Here is a 19965-nt window from a genome sequence, read left to right on the forward strand (position 1 = left end):
ACAGAGCCGGCCTCAAGCCCCCCTTGGGATCACCAACGCGATGAGCAGCACCCGTTATCCGTTTGAGCGTGTTCGCGAGCATTTGCTCTTCCAATCCTTGGAAGATGCCGAGTGGAAGGCATTGACGGCTGCCCTGTTGCCCAGCCGCTTTTCCCCAGGCCAGGTGATCTTCCAGGAAGGGGATCCCAGTAGTGACCTGTACATGATCCTCAGTGGAGTGGTGGAGCTGCGTCGCCAGTACGTGCGACATCCGGGAGATTATTGGCTGGCCACGCTGCACGCCGGGCGCTTGTTTGGGGAACTTTCTCTGCTGACGGGGCGGCGGCGCTCCTTTACGGCAGTGAGCATGACCGAGGTGCAAACCCTACGCCTTTCCACCGAAGGGCTGATCCTGCTGCCCCTGGAAGTACAGGTGAAACTCTACCGCGCCTGGAGCCAGATCATCAGCGAGCACCTTTACTGGCTGGATAGTATGTTCACGGATCTTCTGGAGCAGCGAGGGGTAGAAAATGTAGCCTCGGCTATGGCTCTGCTGCACCAGCGCTATCCCGCTTGAAAGAGGCTCAATCCCTGCTCCGCATAGGTTTGCAGGTCAACGTCCGCGAAGACGCCCCCCTTGGATCCCAAATTTTGTCTTCAGAATGTTCAGGGGTTGCGATATCATGTGCTAAGCAGCAGCCCCCAAGAGATTTCAAGCAGCGAGGTCAGGAGCAGTGGTTAGGGTAGCCATCAACGGGTTTGGTCGCATTGGTCGCAACTTTTTGCGCTGTTGGCTGGGTCGCTCCCAGTCCAACCTGGACATTGTTGCCATCAACGACACCTCAGATGCTCGCACGGCTGCCCACCTGCTCAAGTACGATTCCATCCTTGGGCCGTTGCAGGGAGCAGACGTTGAGCCTGCAGAAAATGGTTTGGTGGTGAACGGCAAGCATATCTATGCCGTTTCCGACCGCAACCCCAGCAACCTGCCCTGGAAAGAGTGGAAGGTGGATCTTGTTATCGAGGCTACAGGTGTTTTTGTCGACTACCAGGGCGCCTCTAAGCACATAGAAGCAGGAGCCAAAAAGGTGGTGATCACCGCTCCGGCCAAGGGGGGAGACATTCCCACGTTTGTCTACGGTGTTAACCAGCACACCTACGACCCGGTGCGCCACAACATTGTCAGCAATGCCAGTTGCACCACCAACTGCCTCGCCCCGATCATCAAGGTGTTGCTGGACAAGTTCGGCGTCCTTCGCGCCACCATGACCACCACCCACAGCTACACCGGCGACCAGCGGATTTTGGATGGGGGCCATCGTGACCTGCGGCGGGCGCGGGCAGCAGCGTTGAGTATGGTGCCCACCACTACCGGGGCGGCCAAGGCGGTAGCTTTGGTGATCCCGGAGCTGAAGGGCAAGCTGAATGGGGTGGCGGTACGGGTTCCCACGCCCAATGTGTCTCTGGTGGATTTGGTGGTGCAAACAGAGCGGCGCGTCATTGCCGAAGAGGTGAATGCGGCCCTCAAAGAAGCCTCAGAAACTACGATGAAAGGGATCCTCGCCTATTCCGACATCCCGCTGGTCTCGATTGACTATCGCGGCCACGATTGTTCGGCCATTGTGGATGCGGAGATGACCAGTGTGCTGGATGGGGATCTGGTGAAGGTGATGGCTTGGTACGACAACGAGTGGGGCTACTCCCAGCGGGTGGTGGATCTGGCCGAGTACATGGCTGCTCACTGGGTGGAGTAGGCTGCTTCGGTTGGCTTCCCCATCATTCTCCCATCAAGAACTGGGCAAAAACCTGCCAGCGCTTGCCGTCGTGGAGGAGAAGCGTCAAAGCCGACGCCGTGAAGGAACTTTGAAAAAAACGGGTCTTGAACTGCGGCCAAGCGGCGCGAAAGTGGGCGGGGGTTAGATCTCGAAAGGCAACGGTCATGTGGGGCACGAACGGACGGCCCTGAGCGGTTGTCTCTTTCTGGTTGAGAAGGATCCCCATGTGGTGATGGGCTTGAGCTTGTAGCCGCTGCAGTTCTGGGGAGGGCACGACATGGATAAAAATGACGCGCGGTGCGAAGGCCCCAAAGCCGGATAGCTGGATGGAGACGGGGGTCTGACGCCTGGCAAAGTCCTCTAGGGATCCCGTCAAGGCTGGCAGCTCGGAACTGGGCCACTCGAACGGCGGCACCAGGGTGATGTGGGGAGGCGAGCGCAGGGCCGCTTGGCTGGCAAATTGCTCGGCAAACTGCTGTTTGATGGCTGTCACCTGCTCTTGCAGTGCTGGAGGGGGGAGCAGAGCAAGAAACAGTCGCTGCTTGGGGTTATCCACCAGCATCGGTAAGAACCTAGAGAACAGGGGATAATGCAACTGTAGCCAAGCCCAAGCCTCTATGTCGCGCCCTGTCGCTTCTTCCCCTATCCTGGATCCCTCCTCGGCAACCGGATCCCCAGGCCAAGCGCCTCAGCCGGCTCCCATTCCGCCCTACCAGTGGCATTTGTTCCTTTGTGCAGATCAAACCAAGCCCAAATGTTGTGAGAAAGCCGTGGGATTGGAAGCCTGGGACTATTTGAAATCGCGGATCAAGGAATTGAACCTGGAAATCGGGAGCGGGGGATCCCTGCGGGTACACCGCACCAAAGCCAACTGCCTGCGGGCATGTGACTATGCTGTTCCTGGCCCTGTGTTGCTGGTGTATCCGGGCGGCTTTTGGTACCACTCGGCCACGCCCCCGGTGATAGAGCGGGTGTTACAAGAGCACATCCTGGGAGGGATCCCAGTGGCTGACTATTTGGTGGCCCAAGATACCCTCAGCGCCCCTGATCCAAAAGGGCATGGATAGCCTGCACGCACTCTGCCGTCACCTGCTGCAAATCGGCCTTATCGCTGGAAGCAGGGGGGGGAATCACGTCGCCAATGCGCACCGTGATGGGGCAGAACAAGCGCGGCCACCGGGATCCCTTGGGCAGCACTTTCTCGGTACCCCAGAGGGCCACAGGCAACAGAGGGGTTTGCGTTCGCGCTGCAACCAGAGCCGCTCCCAAGTGGGGGTGAGGAATGCGGCCATCGGGGGTACGGGTGCCATTCAAAAAGATCCCCACCGCCCATCCCCGCGCCAAGGCTGCTTCTGTGGCTCGCAAGGCAGCGCGGTCGGAGCCGCCTCTTTTGACCGGATAGGCCCCGTAGAGCTGAATCGCTTGCTTCAACCCCGGCACCCGAAACAGCTCTTCCTTGGCCATGAAGGCCACCGGACGGCGCACCGCATTGGCCACCAGCGGCGGATCCAAATGGCTGGCGTGGTTGCTGACGACGATGAGGGATCCCTGGCGAGGCACGTTTTCCTGCCCATAGGTGCGCCCAAAATACAGTCCCCGAAACAAGGGGTTGACCACCAGCCACTTGAGCAGCCAGTAGGCCAACCAATCCCGGCGGCGATAACCCATCTGTGAGTCCAACGATCCCTGCCACTCCGGCAGCAGTTCCCTCTCTGAGTGTAGTGGAGGGTGGGTGCTGAAGGGGATCCCTGGGCTTCAGCTCTCCAAATCGGGATCCTCACCCAAAGCCCGCAATCTTGCCGCCAGACGCTCCGCCCGTTGATGTTCTCGCTCCGCCCTTTGGCGTTCTTGCTCGGCCCGTTCCCGCTCCAACTCAGCCCGTTCATCGCCGGTCAGCAGCAACTGCCCTTGGGCATCACACCAGCGCAGCCAGCGAGCTTGTTTCCCCTCAAAAACGCCTTCCCACACCGTCAGGCCCAGCCCCACCTGTTCTAGCCAGGTCTCGGTCATTTCCGCGTAGTGGCGGCCCCGCAGTTCGAAAATGCGCAACTCCTCTGGCCCCAGCTCATGATTGGGATCGAAGACCGCGTAGTAGCTAACTCGCATCTGCTCATAACGGCTCAGCTTGCCTTCCAGCTCGTCGCCTTCGCGGTTGGAGACGATCTCGATCACCACATCCGGCGGCTTGTCAAATTGCCAGAGCAGGTAGCAACGGTTTTGCTTCTCCCACCATTGCTCCGGCACCGTGACGTCCAGGCTGAGAAAAACATCCGGCACAATCGGGGGCCGACCGATGGCGGTGTAGATGCCTACATTTGCCGCTGCTAAAAAGGTTTTGCCGCGCAAAGCGCTGTAGAGAGCTCCAGTCAGGAGGCGCTGCTGTTTTTCCGAGGCAAAGTTATCCACCGGGGTATCATCCTCTGTTACGAGATCGGCGACGTCGGGAACCAGCAGTTCAGTATCCATGGGCAGATGGGGTTGGGGATGCTAGCGATCTTAGCTGCTCACCTCAGGGATCCTCTGCTCCCTGAGAAACAGAGAAAACAGAGTCCTCGAGCAAGCCCAGGTACAATCGAGAAAGCTTTACTTAACGATGATTTCTTTTTCTTCGCTGCTCGATGCAGATCGACATCCGTCCTGCGGAAAACTCGGACAGTGCGGCTCTGCTCCACATTTTGCAAGTGGTCTTTGCGGAGTATCCAGGCTGTGTATTGGACATCGAAGAGGTGCCGGAGTTGCTTCAGCCTGCCACAGCTTTCGCGGAGATGGGGGGATCCCTTTGGGTGGCGCAGCATCAGGATCAAGTGGTCGGCTGTGTCGGCCTTGTGCCCGATGGGATCCCTGGGCGCATGGAGCTGAAAAAACTCTACACTCTGCCCGCAGTGCGCGGTCGGGGTTTGGGTCGGCGTTTGATTGAACAGGCCGAATTTGCGGCTCGGCAGCAGCAGGCGGACTCTCTGCATCTGTGGACAGATACTCGCTTCACGACGGCTCATCGGGTTTATGAGCGGCTCGGCTATGTGCGTCTGCCGGAAATTCGTGAATTGCACGATCGCAGCAACTCTGTGGAGTATCACTACGAAAAGCGTCTCCGTTGAGGGTCGGGCCGTTGAACTGTGATGCGTTGGTGATTGGCTGTGGGGTGGTGGGCTGTGCCATTGCCTACGAATTAGCCACAGCTGGGCTGTCGGTCATTGGAGTGGATGCCGGGGATCCTGCCGCCGGCTCGACAGGGGCAGCTCTGGGGGTATTGGTGGGCATTTCCAGTCGGCAAGCGGGTGGGGAGACGGTTCAGCTTCGCCTGAAAAGCCTGGAGCAGTTCGATCCCCTAATCGCGCGGCTGGAGGAAGACCTGGGCCGGAGTTTGCCCGTCAATCGGCACGGCATTCTCAAACTCCTCAGGGAGGAGGAAGTGGAAGCTTGGCAAGAGACCCTGGCGGCCCGCCGACAAGCAGGTTACCGCCTAGATCTGCTCAGCCCTGCCGAAGTGGGATCCCTGCAGCCCGGCCTGCGCAGCGACCTGGCGGCGGCCATCTACTCTCCCCAGGATCGACAAGTCCAACCCAAGCTCCTAACCCAGGCTCTCTTGGAAGCAGCCCAACGCAAGGGATCCCGCTTTTTCTTCCACCAGCCTGTCCAGAAGATTCAGCGCAGCTCGGATCCCCCCTTTCGCCTGCAAACGGTTTACACGCCCGCTCTCACCCTCTCGGCAGGGCACGTCATCCTGGCGGCAGGTCTGGGCAGCTCTCCTCTGGCCAAAGAGCTGGGGCTGCAGGTGCCGCTGCAAGCGGTCAAAGGTCAGGCCCTGCGGGTCAAAGCCCCCGGGATCCCCCTGGGGCCCGTGGTCACCGACGCGGATCTGCATCTGGTTCCCCTGGGGGATGGATCCCTGTGGGTGGGGGCAACAGTGGAATTTCAGGCCCCTCATCCCGAGCCGACGCTGCTGGCGCTACAAGATCTGCTGGCCCGCGCCATCCGACTCTGCCCGGCTTTGGCCGAAGCAACTTTGTTGGATCATTGGGCCGGCCATCGGCCTCGACCAGTGGGACAGCGCGCCCCCATCCTGGGTTGGGCTCCTGGCTACGCCAATCTGCTCATTGCCACCGGCCATTATCGCAATGGAGTGTTGCTGGCCCCGATCAGCGCCGCCATCCTGCGGGACTTGGTACTGAAAGGGGAAACAGCCCTCTGTGATCTAGGGCCCTTTGCCCCCAGACAGGGCTGAGCCCGTATCCATCTTCCGGCTCTCGGCCCGCCGATGGACAGGACATATGTCAGAATGAAAGGCTGCCTGGTTAGGATCGGATCGTCCGTTGAGTAGCCCAAAGGAGAAGAGAGCCTTGCCGAAGTTCGCCCTAAAAGCCCTCTGGTTGGAAAACGATTTGGCTATTGCCGTCGATCAGGTGGTGGCCAAAAACCGCAGCCCCCTCACCCACTACTTTTTCTGGCCGCGGGATGACGCTTGGGAGCAGCTTAAGGCTGAGCTGGAAAGCAAAACTTGGATCAGCGAAGTGGATCGCATCGAGCTGCTTAACCGAGCCACCGAACTCATCAACTACTGGCAAAACGGCGGGCGCAACCGCCCCATCAGCGAAGCCCAGGCCCAGTTTCCCGACATCCTGATCGGCGGCAACTCCTAGCCCTCTCCCCCCTGTCAGCCAAAACGTGACTCCGGATCTGCCCATCTTGCTCAGGCTCCCGTCTTTGAGCTAGATTGGCACTCGGGAGTTTAGAGTGCTAACTCCCTGCTAGCCGAGCCGGAGGATTCCTGGGAACCCCACTCCGCCTGGCAGTACCCAAAGTAGGAGCCCAGTCAGACTTACGAGGATCGCGGATTCTATGGCAAAGCGGATTCTGTTTAGAGAAGAGGCCCGCAAGGCATTGGAGCAGGGCATCAACCAACTGGCGGATGCAATCAAGGTTACGATTGGCCCCAAAGGACGCAACGTGGTCTTGGAGAAGAAGTTTGGTGCCCCCCAAATCGTCAACGACGGGGTCACGATTGCCAAGGAAATTGAGTTGGCCGATCCTTTGGAGAACACAGGCGCCCAGTTGATGCGGGAAGTGGCCTCTAAGACCAACGATGTGGCCGGAGATGGTACCACCACAGCCACCATCCTGGCCCAAAGCATGGTGCGGGAAGGGCTCAAAAACATCTCGGCGGGCGCCAACCCTGTGGCTCTGCGGCGCGGCATTGAAAAGACCACTGCCTACTTGGTGGAGCAAATTGCAGCTCATGCCAAGCCTGTGGAAGGCCGTAAAACCATCGCCGAAGTAGCCACTATCTCTGCTGGCAATGACAGCGAAGTGGGAGAGATGATCGCCAAGGCCATGGATGCTGTAGGGCGAGATGGGGTGATCACGGTCGAAGAATCCAAGTCGCTGGAAACCGAGTTGGACGTGGTGGAGGGGATGCAGTTTGACCGCGGCTACATTTCCCCCTATTTCGTCACAGACTCGGAGCGGATGGTGGCCGAGTACGAGAATGCTTATCTGCTGATCACCAGCAACAAGATCTCCAGCCTGCAAGATCTGGTGCCCATCCTGGAGCGGGTGGCCCGCGAAGGTCGGCCTCTTTTGGTTATCGCGGAAGATGTAGAGGGAGAAGCTCTGGCCACGTTGGTGGTGAACCGCCTGCGGGGGGTGCTCAGTGCGGTGGCGGTCAAGGCTCCGGCTTTTGGGGATCGGCGCAAAGCCATGCTGGAAGATATCGCCATTCTCACCGGCGGGCAGCTCATCTCTGAGGATGTTGGCATCAAGCTGGATAAGGTCACCCTGGACATGATGGGGGTGGCCCGCAAGATCACTGTCACCAAAGACAAGACCACCATTGTGACCGATGGCAGCACCAAAGCGGCGGTGGAAAAGCGGGTGGCTCAAATTCGCAAGCAACTGGAAACCACCGATTCCGAGTACGACCGCGAGAAACTGCAAGAACGCATCGCCAAGTTAGCCGGGGGAGTGGCGGTGATCAAAGTGGGGGCTGCCACTGAAACAGAACTCAAAGATCGCAAGCTGCGCATTGAGGATGCCCTGAATGCCACCCGAGCTGCGGTGGAAGAAGGGATCGTCCCTGGCGGCGGGGCGACGCTACTGCACCTCTCCAAAGGGATCCCGGCTTTCAAGGCCAAGTTGAATGCCGAAGAACAGGTGGGGGCAGAAATTGTTTACCGAGCCTTGCAGGCCCCTCTCTTTCAGATTGCCCACAATGCCGGTCTGGAAGGGTCAGTGGTGGTGGAAAAGGTTTTGGAGAAGGAGATGCCCTTTGGCTTCGATGCCCTGAGCGGAACCTATGTGGATATGTTTGCCCAGGGGATCGTCGATCCGGCCAAAGTGGTGCGCTCAGCGCTGCAAAACGCGGCTTCCATAGCCGGAATGTACCTCACAACCGAAGCGATTGTGGTGGAAAAGCCTGAGCCCAAGCCGGCGGCTGGCTCTGCACCTAAGGGGATGATGTAGTCTTGCGAAAGTGAGCTTTCTGGGAAGGGATCAGTCTTGGATGTACTCCTCGCCAGAGATCAGGGCAGCTTCGGCTTTTTGAAACTCCCTTCCCAAGTAGGCCGCATGGCTGAGCTGGGAGACCACTCTCTCCTGCTCCTTTTCAAAGATCTGTACACACAGTTCTTTGGCCGTGCGCCCAACATACACCCGTTCAGGGGATCGGTTGACGGAGCCCTTTGCCGGGATCACAGCTCCTGTTTCCGGATCGGTGGCCAGCCCCCGCTCATTGATGACGGTGCTGTAGTACTTGGCGCAAATGAGGTTCTGCTCCCGATCCAAGTAGATGACGAAATAGCCCGCCGGATCCAGATCCAGGGGGCGGCGGGAGAGATGGTCGTCAATACTGCGAATCTGCTCGCTCAGGGGCTTGGAGGAAGGGGACATAGAATGGCCGACCAAAACCGCACAGGAGAAACGTAGCCGGGACTACTTTTGGCTGCTCTCATTGTGGCAGATGAACCCAATCTTTAGGCAACCTTTGGGAGAGTTGACTCCCTTCCCGGCCTGGTCATGCACCCAATCCAATGGGATCCTGTGCGGCTCCCCTAACCCAAGTTCTCAGAGCTTGGATTAGCGCGGGGCAACCCGATAGAACCGAGTGGCCGTCACCCACTGGTCAGAAGGGATCCCCTCGACAATAATGGCGCGGGCAATGGCATTGCCCAGTTGGGATCCCCGCACCCGCACGTCGGCAAAGGAGCCACTCTGCTCAAAAGAGGCAATCTCCTGGAAGTTCAGCGGACGGGGGGATGCCACCGCTAACACCTGGGCTTGGCCGAAGGGTGGAGCGATGGTCAACCGATAGCTGGCCCCTGGCGGCGGGAAGGTGCGCACTTCTCCGGCCCGCAGAAACTCGTTGCCACCGGAAAAGCGGTTGGGCAAAATCAGATGGGTACGGCCATCGGCTTGGATGCTGAACAGGTAAACGTAGGCATCGCGGTTGGTGCTCAGGGTAATGGCAATCGGCTCGCCAGGCCGGTAGATGGGGTTAGACCCGTGCCGATCCAGCTCCAGATTCACCCGCAGGTCGGAAGGAACGGGGTTGACAATGATGGAGCGGGTGCCAACATCCAACTGACGAGTATCGGCCAGTTGCAGCCTTTGTAAAGGAGGGTAGATGCCTAGGGTTTGCGGAAAAACGGCGGTGGCCGGAGCTACAGACAGCCCCAAAGCCAGCGGTAGGAAAAGCAGTTTGGCGTTCATGGTTCACAACCGATCAATGGCTATGTTCATCCTAGGAAGGGGCACAGGTTGAGGGGGTCAGGCTTTGCGCAATCTCCAATCTCCTGCCGCGGCAGTTTCTCCTGCTGCAGATGGCATCACCCAGGGGGAAAAGACGCTGAACCGGCAGGGGCACAGCTCTGTTCTCGGCATCTAGGATGGGAATTGGGGGCAACACGTTTGGCAAGGGTTAAGCTGCAAATAACCTCACGCCAGGTTCCCATTCAACCCCAAACTTGCTCATGGCTCACGATAGCTACCAAGAGGGCATTGCAGCGGTACAAGCGGGCGATTTCCAGGCTGCCATCCAAGCGTTTCGCCAGGCGGTTGCTTCCGACCCAACCCATACCGAAGCTCGTTACAAGCTGGCCTGGGTACTGGGCATGAGCGGCTATCTGGATCCGGCCCTGGCAGAGCTGGAAGCCGTTTTGGCGGCAGATCCCAACCATGTGGCAGCCCATTACAATCGAGGGGCCCTCCTCTTGCAAAAGGCCCAACTGGAAGCCGATGAGGATGGACAAATCGATCTGGCCGTTCTGCAACAGGCGGAAGCAGCCTTTCAAGCGGTGATGCGCTTGGATCCCACCGACCAACGGGCCTTTGCCTTCCTCAATTTGGTCAAGCGGGCCATTCGCAACCATCAGGCGTCCACTCAGGTCTCCGGCGGCAGTGGCGGGTAAACCCCTGCACCAAGGCTTCAATCGGCGCAATGCTGGGATCCCCTAGCTCAGCCTCTGCCTCTTGAGAGACCTGTTGCACCACTTCCGGTGACAGTTGCAGCTTTTCCACCAACTGCCGAAAAGCATCCAGCTCTTCCAGGTTCACCACGGGTTCCTCCGGGCTGCGGGCGCTGGCGGCAATCACCAGGTAGCCCAACTTGAGGATGAGACGCTTCTCGGCCTCATCGCCGATTTTCGACAGCACCTCCTCCAACGGGACTTGCTGCACTAGGTACTGGCGGATCTCTTGCGCCAAGCTGGCCCGCTGGTCGGGATCCGAAGCAAAATGCTGAGAGAGTTGCTGGGCGATGAGTTCTACTTCCGCAGCCTCTAGCGCACCATCAGACCAGGCCATCGCAGTGACGGCTCGCAGCAGATTCATCTGCTTGGGAGTAATGCCGGGCGGGGGTGGAGTGGGCATATATCCTCCTGGGGTGGCTTATCTGCCAGTGTAGAAGGGGATCCTGGACCCTTCTGGTTAAGTTTGGTATCTGCTCGATGGCTGCTGGCTTTGGCTCAAGTCAAGATAGGTGCCGCCTACCCGGTCGAAGGGGGGCTTTTGCCGAGGGGATCCGATAAGTCTGTGGAGGTTGTGGTCGGCTGGTGATTGCACAGCCAGAAACCCATTGCGTAACATAAGTAAAGCCTGGGGATCCCGGCAATTTGGAGAGGTGTCCGAGCGGTTTAAGGAAGCAGTCTTGAAAACTGCCGTGGTTGACGCCACCGTGGGTTCGAATCCCACCCTCTCCGTTTATCTTGAGGTAAAGCCCAACGGGTCGAAGCTACAGAGATTCACTGGCCCAGAGGGGGAGCTATCCACATGACCATCCTTGATTTATCGACCTTGACCACCCAACAGCTTAAAGACATGGCTTGGCAGTTGCGGGGCACTCCCGCAGTGGAGCCTATCTATCGGGAACTGGGATCCCGACCCAAGAGCATAGTGATTGCACCTGAAGATCCCCAGTGGACAGAAAAGGTTAACCAAATCCTCACAGAGGGATCCCCATCCTGACCGTCGCATCCCAAACAAGGCGGGACATGAATATCGAACAGCCGCCCTTGCCTGCCTGTGTCAGCTCTGCTAAATACTGAACACCCCCCACAGTTCCTTTAGTTGAAGAGAGGGTCACCATCTTGGGTAGCAGGAGCTAGCCGCAATGATTCCCACCGTCAAAGACGTTTGTCAAATTCATCCTATGGCCTTGAACTACGCCATAGTTGAGCAAATTGAAAATCTGTCGAATGTTATCGAGCATACAGCAGAGGATGCCCGGGCATTCTTCGCCAAAAACCACATTACCCGCGGGATGGATCTGTTGCTGCGTCAGGGGCTCAAACGGCTGGCAGGTCGCTCCGACCAAGCGGTGTTTGAACTCAAACAGGCGATGGGGGGTGGTAAAACCCACTCCATGATTGCCCTAGGGTTGCTGGCGCGGGATGCCGCTTTGCGTGCCGAGGTTGTGCCAGACATCACTCAAGATGCTCCTTTTGCCGACGCTAAACTGGTTGCCATCAATGGACGCCTCAAGTTCGAGCAACGGTTTATTTGGGGAGAGATTGCCCGGCAACTGGGGAAAGAAGAGGCTTTTGTCAAATTTTGGCAGCACGGAGCAGATGCCCCCAGTGAGCAGGATTGGATTGATTTAATTGGAGATGAACCCACCCTCATTCTATTGGACGAGCTGCCGCCCTACTTCGACTACGCCATTACCCGCATGGTGGGCGGAGGTACATTGGCGCAAGTGACAACCTACGCCCTATCGAACCTGCTGAGTGCCGCCTTGAAGTTAAAGCGCTGCTGCATTGTCATTTCCAACCTATCCGGCAGCTACGAAGGAGCCTCACGGGAACTGCAAAAAGCAATCGGTAACTTCGCTCAAGAAACCAACCGCCAAGCGCGATCCATCACACCGGTAGACCTGGGCACATCGGAAATTTACGACATTCTCCGCAAGCGGCTATTTAGCTCCCTGCCCAATGTACAAACCATTGATGCAGTTGCTTCTGCCTACGCAAAAGTGCTGGGAGATGCAGCCAGAGCCAAATCAATTGCCAAAACTGCCGAACAAATTGCCGCCGAAATTCATGCTTCTTACCCTTTCCATCCTTCGGTTAAGCACATCATTGCCCTATTTAAGGAAAACGAAAGCTACCGTCAAACTCGCGGCTTGATGCAGTTTGTTTCAAAAATAATCCAGTCGGTATGGGAGCGTCCCAGCAACGATGTCTACCTGATCGGTTGCCAGCATCTGAACCTCAACATCCCAGATGTGCGGGAAGAGATCAACAAAATCAGCAATCTACAGGGAGCGATTGCCCACGATATTGCGGCCAATGGCACTGCTGTCGCTGAACTGGTGGATCAAAAACTGGGCCATGATGCTGCCAGTCAGATTGCTGCCCTGCTGTTGACTGCCTCTCTGTCTGAATCAGTTGATGCCGTGAAAGGCTTTACCGAGGGGCAATTTTTGGAATACCTAGTAGCTCCTCAGCGGAATGTCAGCGAATTTCAGGATGCTTTTCAAGCGTTCCGTGCCAACGCCTGGTACCTGCACCGCAAAGAAAACGATGCTTGGTACTTTTCCAACATCGAGAACCTGCGTAAGCGCATTGATAGCCGTGCCCGCAACGCTCCCCAGCCGAAAATTGATGCGGAAATGAAGCGGCGGCTGGAAGAAATTTTCCGACCCCAACGGCGGATTGCCTATCAAGAGGTGCAAGCCCTGCCCAAAATTGATGAGATTCGCCTCAATGGCCCGCGGGTGTGCCTGGTACTCAGCCCAGACAGCAAAACACCCCCAGAAGAGGCCCAGCAGTTTTGGGAAAGTGTTCCCGAGAAGAACAACTTTTGTGTGGTTACCGGAGATGGCTCCAATCTGGCCAGCCTAGAAGACAAAACCCGTCGTTTGTGGGCCGTTGCCCGAGTACTGGAAGAAACCGGTGGAGACAAATCCCCCCACAAAGCAGAACTGGAGGAAGAGGCCGAACAAGCCGCCTACGACTTTAACGCCACTGTGGTCAGCCTGTTCAATCGGGTCTATTACCCCATCAAGGGCAAACTGACTCCTACCAAGCTCTCCATGACCTTTACGGGCAATACCTTCCATGCTGAAGAGCAGATCGAAAAAGCCCTATCCGATGTCGGTGCATCCAAGCTGTATGTCGATGTGGAAGCCAATGCCGAGGCGTTGCTGTCGCGAGCAGAAGACCTGTTGTGGCCGGCAGGGGGAGAGCGGCGTATCCCTTGGCGAGACGTGGTTTCCCGCACCATCACCAACGAGCGCTGGCCCTGGTTGCCCCCCAAAGGAATGGATACCCTGCGGCAGATAGCCGTCAGCCAAGGTCGCTGGCGGTACACCGAAGATGGATACATCGAAAAGGGGCCCTTTCCGCCCCCCCGCACATCCGTAGCCATCACCCAGCGAGAATACGATGACCGCACCGGTACGGCTACCTTGGAAATTCTGCCTCGAGATGCGGGCAAAAATGGCCGTGTTCACTACAGCTACACGCCCAATGTGGATGCCAACAGCCCTGTGGTGCCCGATACGATCTGGACAACCGATGCCACTGCCCTGTGGTTTGTCGCCATTGACCCGGATGGCCGGCACGAGACAGGGGATGTCTATGCTTGGAAGAATACGCTGACCCTCACCCACCAGCCTCGTATTGGCGGCGGCAAGCGCACCGTAGAGCTAACCGTGAAACCCCGTGGTCAAATTCGCTGGAACACCACGGGCATTAACTCACGGGAAGGCACCCTCTACACTGGCCCCATCGAACTAGAGGGATCAGAAGCCGTTACCATCTATGCCTACGCCGAAGATCAAGGGGTGAGCACCACTCGCAACTTCACGATCCCGGCGCTCGACCAAAAAGGGCCGGTGATTGACAAAAACAAACCGGCTAAGCTGCACAAGCGCCTCAACCTGCAAGGAAATAAGGCGAGTTATACGGCCATCAATCAGAGCAAGGCTTTGGGTGTGCGACTGGCGGGTGGGATCTCCCTAACCGTGGGGGAAGGGAACCGAGCCATCACCACCCGGTTTGGAAGCGATATGGTGGTAAAAGCGGAAGACATTGAGCAGTTTATTGCGATAGCACGTCAGGCTTTGGGCAATGAGACGGCAGAGGTGAGTCTGCGCTTGGACGACCTACACTTCAGCAGCGGCCACGATTTGGAAGTCTTTTTGCATCGGTTGGAAATCAATCCTGAGCCGGGAGAGGTAGAGCAGTGAGCGATAAAAAATGGGAGACGGTGGGGTTCGGCTGTCCCAAAACCGTTGATCCCCACCACTTTGTGGTCGAAATACCTGCCGGCAGAACCGCTCCTGTGCTGATTTACGAAGTCTATGGCATCAAGGCGGGCATCAACGGACAGCCGGACATTGCGGAGCGCTGTGTTCTCAGCCGGTCTATCTGGAGCCAGATTGCTGAGGATCTCAAACAAGAGTTTAATGACCGCCTGCGGGCGAAAAAAATGAATCCGAGCCGTTGGACAACTGGCCGCAACCTCGTAGAACGTCTGCTGGGGAAGGAATTGCTGGTGCTGGCTTGGGCAGTAGAACGGGCCAAACCGGAGGCGATCCCCAATGCCATTCGCAACTGGAGAGGGCTGCGTCCAGAAGAGCGCTGGTGGCTTTACACCATGACAGCAGCGGCGACAGGGGGTGTCGATCACGGGAATATCGGTTGGCGCAAAGCCCTGCGCTATGCCCTCACAGAAAATCCCTTGACGGAACTGAGTGTGCCCACTCCGGTCAAGCGCCCATACCAGCCAGCTTGTTCCGATAGCTTGCGTAGCGAAGCCGTAGAAGCCGATCAACTCAGCCTGTTATCCTGCTTGCAAGAAGATCCCTCGCCCTTTTGGGATAGTGAAGCAACCATTGGCACGACAAAGCTAAGAGATTAAGTTATACTAGATAAAACCGCCTATTTGGGAGAATGCAAATGATGACAGAACTGCTGGAGAAAGCGATTAGCAAGTTAAAAGCTCTACCCACAGAGGAACAAAATGCAATTGCCAGCCTGATTCTTGATGAGCTAGAAGACGATCAGCGATGGGAAGAATCCTTTGCTTCTTCAGCGGATATGTTAGCAAAACTCGGTGCCGAGGCAATAGCCGAGTATCAAGCAGGCAAGACGGAAGAATTAAACCCCGAAACACTGTGAAATCTCGCACCACTGCCCAGTTTCGCAAGTTGTTTAACGCTCTTCCAGAGTCCATTCCAGATTTGGACAAGCTAGACTTACAAAGGACGCTAATCCCGATCAAAAGTCAATATAATCCGCTTCTCTTGTGCAGCTCTAGCCAAGACCTCGAAATCTTTAGTACCTGGAGCTTCCTCTGAGAGCGATGCCACATCTAAGCCAGCATCTCGCAATAGACAGATACTTAAGCGTGGAAAATTTTCATTGACGAGAAATTGCATCAACTGACTTTATCTGAAAAACTGTAGAAGTTCATTTCACGCATACATTCTTGGATATAGCTAAACATAGCCCTAAGTGCTTCTGGAGTCAGCGTAGGGTAGTTTTCCAAAATCTGCTTTTCCGTCCAGCCTGCCGAAAATAGCCCCAAAATAAATTCCACCGATAGGCGACTTCCTCTGAAAACTGGCTTACCCAGGAGAATATCGGGATCCGAATGAATATAGTCTTCCCAGTTCACGGCTTAGGGCCCTAAGAGCTACCATGATCGATGGTATCGCCGGAGATCTCCCTTGTCCATCATCCCCCTTGCTTGGAAAGATAAGCCGAGTTTGATCGAGCGGCTCTTGCCTGCCCAAAAAATCAGCGCCGAAGCCCAAAAGGAACGCAAAGCTGGGGCGGGACAAACCCTTACGGCGTTAGGGAGCTACTGGAAAGGGCGCAAACCTCTGATCCTGGCCAAAGCTTGCGTATTGGGGGCATTGCTACCTGCAACGGATAACCCCGAAGCCGATCTGGAAGTGTTTGAATTGTTGATGGCAATTGACGATGAAGCATTTGTTCGCAGGGGATTTAGAAAGAATCCCATTAAGATTTACAAAACACTCAAGGCCCATTCGCGGTTGAATAACCAAACAGCATCTAGGCTATTTGCCGTTCGGTGGCGAGAATCCCGAAAGTTCGGTTCAAAAAACGATCAGATTTTGCCTTTTGATCCGTCTGCAATTGACGAAATTATTGTTGACCCAAATAAAACTTTGATCTGGAACCCGGCTATTGATGAACAGACGCGGCTGAAGTGGGAGACAGAATTTGTGCGCTGCCATGACTACCCAACTCGCGTCTCAGAGGCCAAGAGACCCGAAGAATGCGACGATGCCACCCTCTACGGCCCCATTTGGGATCGGGTGAACCAACATTTGGGGACAAATGCCCACAGTTTCCCGGAATTGGTGGAACAACTGGGGACTTTGCGGTTTGGCCATCGCCCACGAGTGGGGGATACTTTTTGCGGCAGCGGTCAAATTCCCTTTGAGGCGGCAAGGCTGGGATGCGATGTCTATGCCAGCGACCTCAATCCCATTGCTTGTATGCTCACTTGGGGAGCGTTGCATATCGTGGGGGCAGATGAAGCCACCCGCCGGGAAATTGAGCAAGCCCAAAGGGAAGTAGCCGCAGCGGTGGATCAGGAAATTACGAAGCTGGGCATCGAGCATGATGAACACGGCAACCGCGCCAAAGCCTATTTGTATTGCCTGGAAACTCGTTGCCCTCACACGGGCTGGATGGTGCCAATGGCTCCCAGTTGGGTGATTAGCAAAACCCGCAATGTGGTAGCCAAGTTGATCCCCAATCCCGAACACAAGCGCTTTGAGATTGAAATTGTATCCGGGGTCAGCGAAGCGGAAATGAAAGCCGCTGCCAAGGGCACCGTTCAGGATGGCGATTTAGTTTACGTTCTGGATGGAGAAGAGTACCGCACGCCTATTAAAACCATCCGAGGCGATTACCGCCTTCCCGATGGCACCACCGGCAATAAACTGCGCCGTTGGGAAAAGCACGATTTTATGCCTCGCCCCGACGATATTTTTCAGGAACGGCTGTATTGCATTCAGTGGATCACCGCCGAAACATTGGGCAAGAGCCGTCAAGAAACCTTTTTCGCCAGCGTCACCCCCGCCGACCTAGAACGAGAGCGCAAAGTAGAGCAAATCGTTAGAGAAAACCTCGCCGCCTGGCAAGAAGCTGGACTGGTACCCGATATGGCGATCGAACCGGGGGAAGAAACCACACGCCTTGTGCGCGAGCGGGGCTGGACTTATTGGCATCATTTGTTTAATGCACGACAGCTTTTTGTGAATGCGCTTTATTCTAAGAACATCAAATATCAAAAAAGAGCCTCAGAACTTGCCTTGATTTTCTCAAAGTCATTGGATTGGTCAGGACGTTTAACTGTATGGGATCCAAATCAAGGGTGTGACAAGGTATGTCATGTTTTCACAAATCAGGCTCTCAATACATTTTTTGATTGGGGAATACGAGGTGTCAAATACTACGAGAATCATACGCTTAGTACAGATTGGAACAAGGGTAAAGCTCAAATCCTGTCCTCAAGCTCTATAGTTGCTTCACCTGCGAGGGAAGTTCTTGAGTCCAGTAACATTTTCATCACCGATCCACCGTATGCGGATGCAGTGCATTACCACGAGATCACGGAATTTTTCATCGCGTGGTTGCGCAAGAATCCGCCCAAGGAGTTTGCCGATTGGGTGTGGGACAGTCGGCGGGCGTTGGCCATTCAGGGCAAAGGCGAAAAGTTTCGGCAGGACATGATTGCCGCCTATAGCGCCCTAGCGAACCACATGCCCGACAACGGCTTGCAAATCGTGATGTTTACCCATCAGGATGCGGAAGTATGGTCGGATATGGCCAGCATCATGTGGGGATCCGGGCTGCAGGTTACCGCGGCTTGGTACATCGCTACGGAAACCACTTCCGAACTCAAAAAAGGCGGGTATGTGCAGGGTACGGTGTTGCTGGTGGCCCGCAAGCGCTTGCAAGATACTTCTGCCTATCGGGATGAACTGGTAGAAGAAGTGCGGCAAGAAGTTGCCCATCAGATTGAAACCATGGTGGGGCTAAATCAAAGCACCCAAGGCAAGGGGCGCACCGAAAACCTGTTTGAAGATGCCGATTTGCAAATGGCAGGTTATGCGGCAGCGTTGCGGGTATTGACGGGCTACCGGCGCATTGATGGACAGGATATGGTGGCAGCAGCCCTGCGCCCCCGACCCAAAGGCGAAAGAGATATCGTTCGGGAAATTATTGATTATGCCGTGCAGGTTGCCAATGAGCATCTTGTACCTGAAGGCATCGCGCAGGGGGTGTGGGAGGGGTGCTGTGGTGCAGAGCGCTTTTATCTGAAAATGATGGAACTGGAAGCGGTAGGGCTGAAGAAGCTGGACAACTACCAGAACTTTGCCAAGGCATTTCGAGTTGGCGACTATGGCGAATTGATGGCCTCTCAGCAGCCCAACAATGCCCGACTCAAAAATGCTCTAGACTTCAAGAAGAGCAGCTTTGAGGGCGAATTTGGCCGCTCAGCACTGCGAGCCGTTTTGTTTGCTCTCTACGAACTGCAGAAAGAGGCGGATAGCGATGAGGTGATGGAACACCTGCGGTCTTTGGTGCCCAACTACCACATGCGCCGGGATGATTTGGTGGCTTTTTGTCAATACATTGCCCGCAAGCGAGAACACCGCTATCCAGAAGAGTCCTCAGCCGCCGGGATCTTGCTCGCCCTTATCAGAAATGAACGCTTGGGTTGAAGAAGAAGTTATAGGATTAACTCACTCACAAGTTGTATTATCAGGGCTTCCTTCAAGCTCAGCATCTGAGTTAAAGTATTTCTCAACAATCGACTTTATTTGGTTAACATAAACTATAGCCTTGTCCGCATTTTTTTGTTTGTAGTATTCCAAGGGGACAATATCTACAGCTCCATAAAAAGCCAACTCCCTATCTTTGCGCATCTCAAATGATATGTTTTCCAGCAAGGCTATTTCCTCGTCAGAAAGCTCTGGGAACCGTTCTCTATTTTCTGCTACTTGGCCACCAGGGTCATGGGTTTTGCCGTAGTTTATTCCCTTAATGATTAGGCAAGCTTTGATGAATAACTCAATGATTTCTTGGCACATCCGAACTACATCAGCGTAATCGCCAACCTCATAGAAGAATGACAACGCTTGGATGCGATAATTAGCCCTTTGATAGTAGTCTCTTGCTAATTTCTTTCTCATCGTTATTCACCCAATAGGGGATCCCCCGGCATACTTTATACGTAATTAAACTGTCACAGATGAGTTGATTGACTATATCCCTGATCTGCGTGATGCAGTTCTGCTTTTCATAGATGATGTGGTGGTTGGTAGCCACTTCATAAGTCAAGCTGGCTGGCCTGCATAGCTCTGTGGGCTTTAGCAAGATAAAGTTTATCTCCAAGCCAAGAAGTTTTTCTAGATCCCTGCAGGTAGGAAGCAGTAAGTCATCTCTGCTTCTGCAATCGGGTATATTCTCTGCAATTACTAATAAATCGAGGTCAGAGCCGTGAACCCATGAATTATTGGCGCGGGATCCATAGACAACAATAGCCCACAGATCCGAGCCAAAGACGGATTGAATTTTCTCTTGAATAAGCCGCGCTTGTGCTTCGGATATTCCTATGCTGCGCTTCTCTCTGCCCTGAAAGCCTGCAGACTCTTGTACGGTTGACATGGCTACCTTGCGCTGATCAGCTTATTCTGCAAAGACGCTGCTTGCGCCTTCGGCTGCTCATT

Annotated in this window: 23 protein-coding genes and 1 tRNA gene; 14 read left to right on the top strand and 10 right to left on the bottom strand. The window is 55.5% G+C overall.

Going from position 1 to position 19965, the window contains the following annotated elements; all coding sequences use genetic code 11:
- The first annotated feature begins 40 nt into the window (after nt 1–40).
- Both NW816_RS04660 and gap read left to right on the top strand, forming a co-directional pair.
- Nucleotides 41–556 carry a Crp/Fnr family transcriptional regulator gene (locus NW816_RS04660; RefSeq protein WP_414373653.1) on the top strand — a complete coding sequence of 172 codons (516 nt, stop codon included), beginning with the start codon at nt 41–43 and terminating at the stop codon, nt 554–556.
- 157 nt (nt 557–713) lie between these two features.
- Complete coding sequence (gene gap / locus NW816_RS04665; protein WP_414400666.1) at nt 714–1733, top strand: type I glyceraldehyde-3-phosphate dehydrogenase; 1020 nt, start codon at nt 714–716, stop codon at nt 1731–1733.
- 22 nt (nt 1734–1755) lie between these two features.
- Here the strand turns inward: gap and NW816_RS04670 are convergent, their stop codons facing one another.
- Nucleotides 1756–2316, bottom strand: a complete 561-nt coding sequence (locus NW816_RS04670; protein ID WP_414408398.1) for a 2'-5' RNA ligase family protein — start codon at nt 2314–2316, stop codon at nt 1756–1758.
- A gap of 55 nt (nt 2317–2371) precedes the next feature.
- On the opposite strand from NW816_RS04670, the gene NW816_RS04675 reads away from it, so the two are divergent.
- Nucleotides 2372–2821, top strand: a complete 450-nt coding sequence (locus NW816_RS04675; protein ID WP_414408399.1) for a (2Fe-2S) ferredoxin domain-containing protein — start codon at nt 2372–2374, stop codon at nt 2819–2821.
- Here the strand turns inward: NW816_RS04675 and NW816_RS04680 are convergent.
- Complete coding sequence (locus tag NW816_RS04680; protein WP_414408400.1) at nt 2790–3422, bottom strand: lysophospholipid acyltransferase family protein; 633 nt, start codon at nt 3420–3422, stop codon at nt 2790–2792. The genes NW816_RS04675 and NW816_RS04680 overlap by 32 nt on opposite strands.
- An 87-nt stretch (nt 3423–3509) precedes the next feature.
- Entirely contained in the window at nt 3510–4220 is a 711-nt protein-coding gene (locus tag NW816_RS04685; RefSeq protein ID WP_414330056.1) for a Uma2 family endonuclease, read from the bottom strand.
- 152 nt (nt 4221–4372) lie between these two features.
- Between NW816_RS04685 and NW816_RS04690 the strand changes: the two genes are divergently transcribed.
- The 4 genes from NW816_RS04690 (at nt 4373) to groL (ending at nt 8213) form a co-directional block, all read left to right on the top strand.
- Nucleotides 4373–4852: a GNAT family N-acetyltransferase gene (locus tag NW816_RS04690; RefSeq protein WP_414330053.1), complete on the top strand. Its 480-nt coding sequence runs from the start codon at nt 4373–4375 to the stop codon at nt 4850–4852.
- Nucleotides 4853–4863: 11 nt separating this feature from the next.
- Entirely contained in the window at nt 4864–5979 is a 1116-nt protein-coding gene (locus tag NW816_RS04695) for an NAD(P)/FAD-dependent oxidoreductase (RefSeq protein ID WP_414408401.1), read from the top strand.
- 88 nt (nt 5980–6067) lie between these two features.
- Nucleotides 6068–6394, top strand: a complete 327-nt coding sequence (locus tag NW816_RS04700; RefSeq protein WP_414330048.1) for a 30S ribosomal protein PSRP-3 — start codon at nt 6068–6070, stop codon at nt 6392–6394.
- 199 nt (nt 6395–6593) lie between these two features.
- On the top strand, nt 6594–8213 hold the full coding sequence (gene groL, locus NW816_RS04705) for a chaperonin GroEL (RefSeq protein ID WP_414408402.1): 1620 nt from the start codon (nt 6594–6596) through the stop codon (nt 8211–8213).
- 30 nt (nt 8214–8243) lie between these two features.
- Here groL and NW816_RS04710 read toward each other — a convergent pair whose 3' ends face one another.
- Nucleotides 8244–8639: a DUF4346 domain-containing protein gene (locus tag NW816_RS04710; protein ID WP_414330043.1), complete on the bottom strand. Its 396-nt coding sequence runs from the start codon at nt 8637–8639 to the stop codon at nt 8244–8246.
- 186 nt (nt 8640–8825) lie between these two features.
- Nucleotides 8826–9458, bottom strand: coding sequence for a DUF4384 domain-containing protein (locus NW816_RS04715; protein WP_414408403.1), 633 nt, complete (start codon nt 9456–9458; stop codon nt 8826–8828).
- A 260-nt stretch (nt 9459–9718) separates the two neighbouring features.
- Here NW816_RS04715 and NW816_RS04720 point away from each other — a divergent pair, with 260 nt between their 5' ends.
- Entirely contained in the window at nt 9719–10156 is a 438-nt protein-coding gene (locus NW816_RS04720) for a tetratricopeptide repeat protein (RefSeq protein ID WP_414408404.1), read from the top strand.
- Here NW816_RS04720 and NW816_RS04725 read toward each other — a convergent pair.
- The gene (locus tag NW816_RS04725) at nt 10095–10616 is read right to left on the bottom strand and encodes a TerB family tellurite resistance protein (RefSeq protein WP_414408405.1); all 522 of its coding nucleotides are present in this window, start codon (nt 10614–10616) and stop codon (nt 10095–10097) included. The genes NW816_RS04720 and NW816_RS04725 overlap by 62 nt on opposite strands.
- A gap of 244 nt (nt 10617–10860) precedes the next feature.
- Between NW816_RS04725 and NW816_RS04730 the strand changes: the two genes are divergently transcribed.
- From NW816_RS04730 to NW816_RS04750, 5 genes are all read left to right on the top strand, one after another.
- A tRNA-Ser gene (locus NW816_RS04730) sits at nt 10861–10945 on the top strand.
- Between the two features lie 70 nt (nt 10946–11015).
- A complete protein-coding gene (locus NW816_RS04735; RefSeq protein ID WP_414408406.1) occupies nt 11016–11210 on the top strand; it encodes a hypothetical protein in 195 nt (64 codons plus the stop codon).
- A gap of 145 nt (nt 11211–11355) precedes the next feature.
- Nucleotides 11356–14436 carry an anti-phage-associated DUF499 domain-containing protein gene (locus NW816_RS04740; protein ID WP_414408407.1) on the top strand — a complete coding sequence of 1027 codons (3081 nt, stop codon included), beginning with the start codon at nt 11356–11358 and terminating at the stop codon, nt 14434–14436.
- A complete protein-coding gene (locus NW816_RS04745; RefSeq protein ID WP_083757646.1) occupies nt 14433–15110 on the top strand; it encodes an anti-phage-associated DUF3780 domain-containing protein in 678 nt (225 codons plus the stop codon). Before NW816_RS04740 ends, NW816_RS04745 begins: the two co-directional genes overlap by 4 nt.
- Before the next feature lie 38 nt (nt 15111–15148).
- The gene (locus NW816_RS04750) at nt 15149–15370 is read left to right on the top strand and encodes a hypothetical protein (protein ID WP_011433323.1); all 222 of its coding nucleotides are present in this window, start codon (nt 15149–15151) and stop codon (nt 15368–15370) included.
- Between the two features lie 89 nt (nt 15371–15459).
- Here the strand turns inward: NW816_RS04750 and NW816_RS04755 are convergent, their stop codons facing one another.
- On the bottom strand, nt 15460–15630 hold the full coding sequence (locus tag NW816_RS04755; protein WP_187147225.1) for a DUF5615 family PIN-like protein: 171 nt from the start codon (nt 15628–15630) through the stop codon (nt 15460–15462).
- A complete protein-coding gene (locus NW816_RS04760; RefSeq protein ID WP_011433325.1) occupies nt 15630–15869 on the bottom strand; it encodes a DUF433 domain-containing protein in 240 nt (79 codons plus the stop codon). The genes NW816_RS04755 and NW816_RS04760 overlap by 1 nt, the downstream gene beginning before the upstream one ends.
- 52 nt (nt 15870–15921) lie before the next feature.
- Between NW816_RS04760 and NW816_RS04765 the strand changes: the two genes are divergently transcribed.
- Complete coding sequence (locus NW816_RS04765; protein WP_414408408.1) at nt 15922–18957, top strand: anti-phage-associated DUF1156 domain-containing protein; 3036 nt, start codon at nt 15922–15924, stop codon at nt 18955–18957.
- Between the two features lie 21 nt (nt 18958–18978).
- Here the strand turns inward: NW816_RS04765 and NW816_RS04770 are convergent, their stop codons facing one another.
- Together NW816_RS04770 and NW816_RS04775 are read right to left on the bottom strand one after the other, a co-directional pair.
- On the bottom strand, nt 18979–19428 hold the full coding sequence (locus NW816_RS04770) for a HEPN domain-containing protein (protein WP_414408409.1): 450 nt from the start codon (nt 19426–19428) through the stop codon (nt 18979–18981).
- Nucleotides 19388–19903 (bottom strand): nucleotidyltransferase domain-containing protein, encoded by a 516-nt coding sequence (locus NW816_RS04775; protein WP_414357407.1) that lies wholly within the window; start codon nt 19901–19903, stop codon nt 19388–19390. The genes NW816_RS04770 and NW816_RS04775 overlap by 41 nt, the downstream gene beginning before the upstream one ends.
- Nucleotides 19904–19965 lie beyond the last annotated feature (62 nt).

The sequence above is a fragment of the Synechococcus sp. W55.1 genome (assembly GCF_047461655.1).
Classification (GTDB): domain Bacteria; phylum Cyanobacteriota; class Cyanobacteriia; order Thermostichales; family Thermostichaceae; genus Thermostichus.

What these genes read in the sequence shown, in the direction of transcription:
- NW816_RS04660 (WP_414373653.1), top strand. Translation starts at nt 41, where the DNA reads ATGAGCAGCACCCGTTATCCGTTTGAGCGTGTTCGCGAGCATTTGCTC.
- NW816_RS04670 (WP_414408398.1), bottom strand. Translation starts at nt 2,316, where the DNA reads ATGCTGGTGGATAACCCCAAGCAGCGACTGTTTCTTGCTCTGCTCCCC.
- NW816_RS04675 (WP_414408399.1), top strand. Translation starts at nt 2,372, where the DNA reads ATGTCGCGCCCTGTCGCTTCTTCCCCTATCCTGGATCCCTCCTCGGCA.
- NW816_RS04680 (WP_414408400.1), bottom strand. Translation starts at nt 3,422, where the DNA reads ATGGGTTATCGCCGCCGGGATTGGTTGGCCTACTGGCTGCTCAAGTGG.
- NW816_RS04685 (WP_414330056.1), bottom strand. Translation starts at nt 4,220, where the DNA reads ATGGATACTGAACTGCTGGTTCCCGACGTCGCCGATCTCGTAACAGAG.
- NW816_RS04690 (WP_414330053.1), top strand. Translation starts at nt 4,373, where the DNA reads ATGCAGATCGACATCCGTCCTGCGGAAAACTCGGACAGTGCGGCTCTG.
- groL (WP_414408402.1), top strand. Translation starts at nt 6,594, where the DNA reads ATGGCAAAGCGGATTCTGTTTAGAGAAGAGGCCCGCAAGGCATTGGAG.
- NW816_RS04710 (WP_414330043.1), bottom strand. Translation starts at nt 8,639, where the DNA reads ATGTCCCCTTCCTCCAAGCCCCTGAGCGAGCAGATTCGCAGTATTGAC.
- NW816_RS04715 (WP_414408403.1), bottom strand. Translation starts at nt 9,458, where the DNA reads ATGAACGCCAAACTGCTTTTCCTACCGCTGGCTTTGGGGCTGTCTGTA.
- NW816_RS04720 (WP_414408404.1), top strand. Translation starts at nt 9,719, where the DNA reads ATGGCTCACGATAGCTACCAAGAGGGCATTGCAGCGGTACAAGCGGGC.
- NW816_RS04725 (WP_414408405.1), bottom strand. Translation starts at nt 10,616, where the DNA reads ATGCCCACTCCACCCCCGCCCGGCATTACTCCCAAGCAGATGAATCTG.
- NW816_RS04735 (WP_414408406.1), top strand. Translation starts at nt 11,016, where the DNA reads ATGACCATCCTTGATTTATCGACCTTGACCACCCAACAGCTTAAAGAC.
- NW816_RS04740 (WP_414408407.1), top strand. Translation starts at nt 11,356, where the DNA reads ATGATTCCCACCGTCAAAGACGTTTGTCAAATTCATCCTATGGCCTTG.
- NW816_RS04750 (WP_011433323.1), top strand. Translation starts at nt 15,149, where the DNA reads ATGATGACAGAACTGCTGGAGAAAGCGATTAGCAAGTTAAAAGCTCTA.
- NW816_RS04755 (WP_187147225.1), bottom strand. Translation starts at nt 15,630, where the DNA reads ATGCAATTTCTCGTCAATGAAAATTTTCCACGCTTAAGTATCTGTCTA.
- NW816_RS04770 (WP_414408409.1), bottom strand. Translation starts at nt 19,428, where the DNA reads ATGAGAAAGAAATTAGCAAGAGACTACTATCAAAGGGCTAATTATCGC.
- NW816_RS04775 (WP_414357407.1), bottom strand. Translation starts at nt 19,903, where the DNA reads ATGTCAACCGTACAAGAGTCTGCAGGCTTTCAGGGCAGAGAGAAGCGC.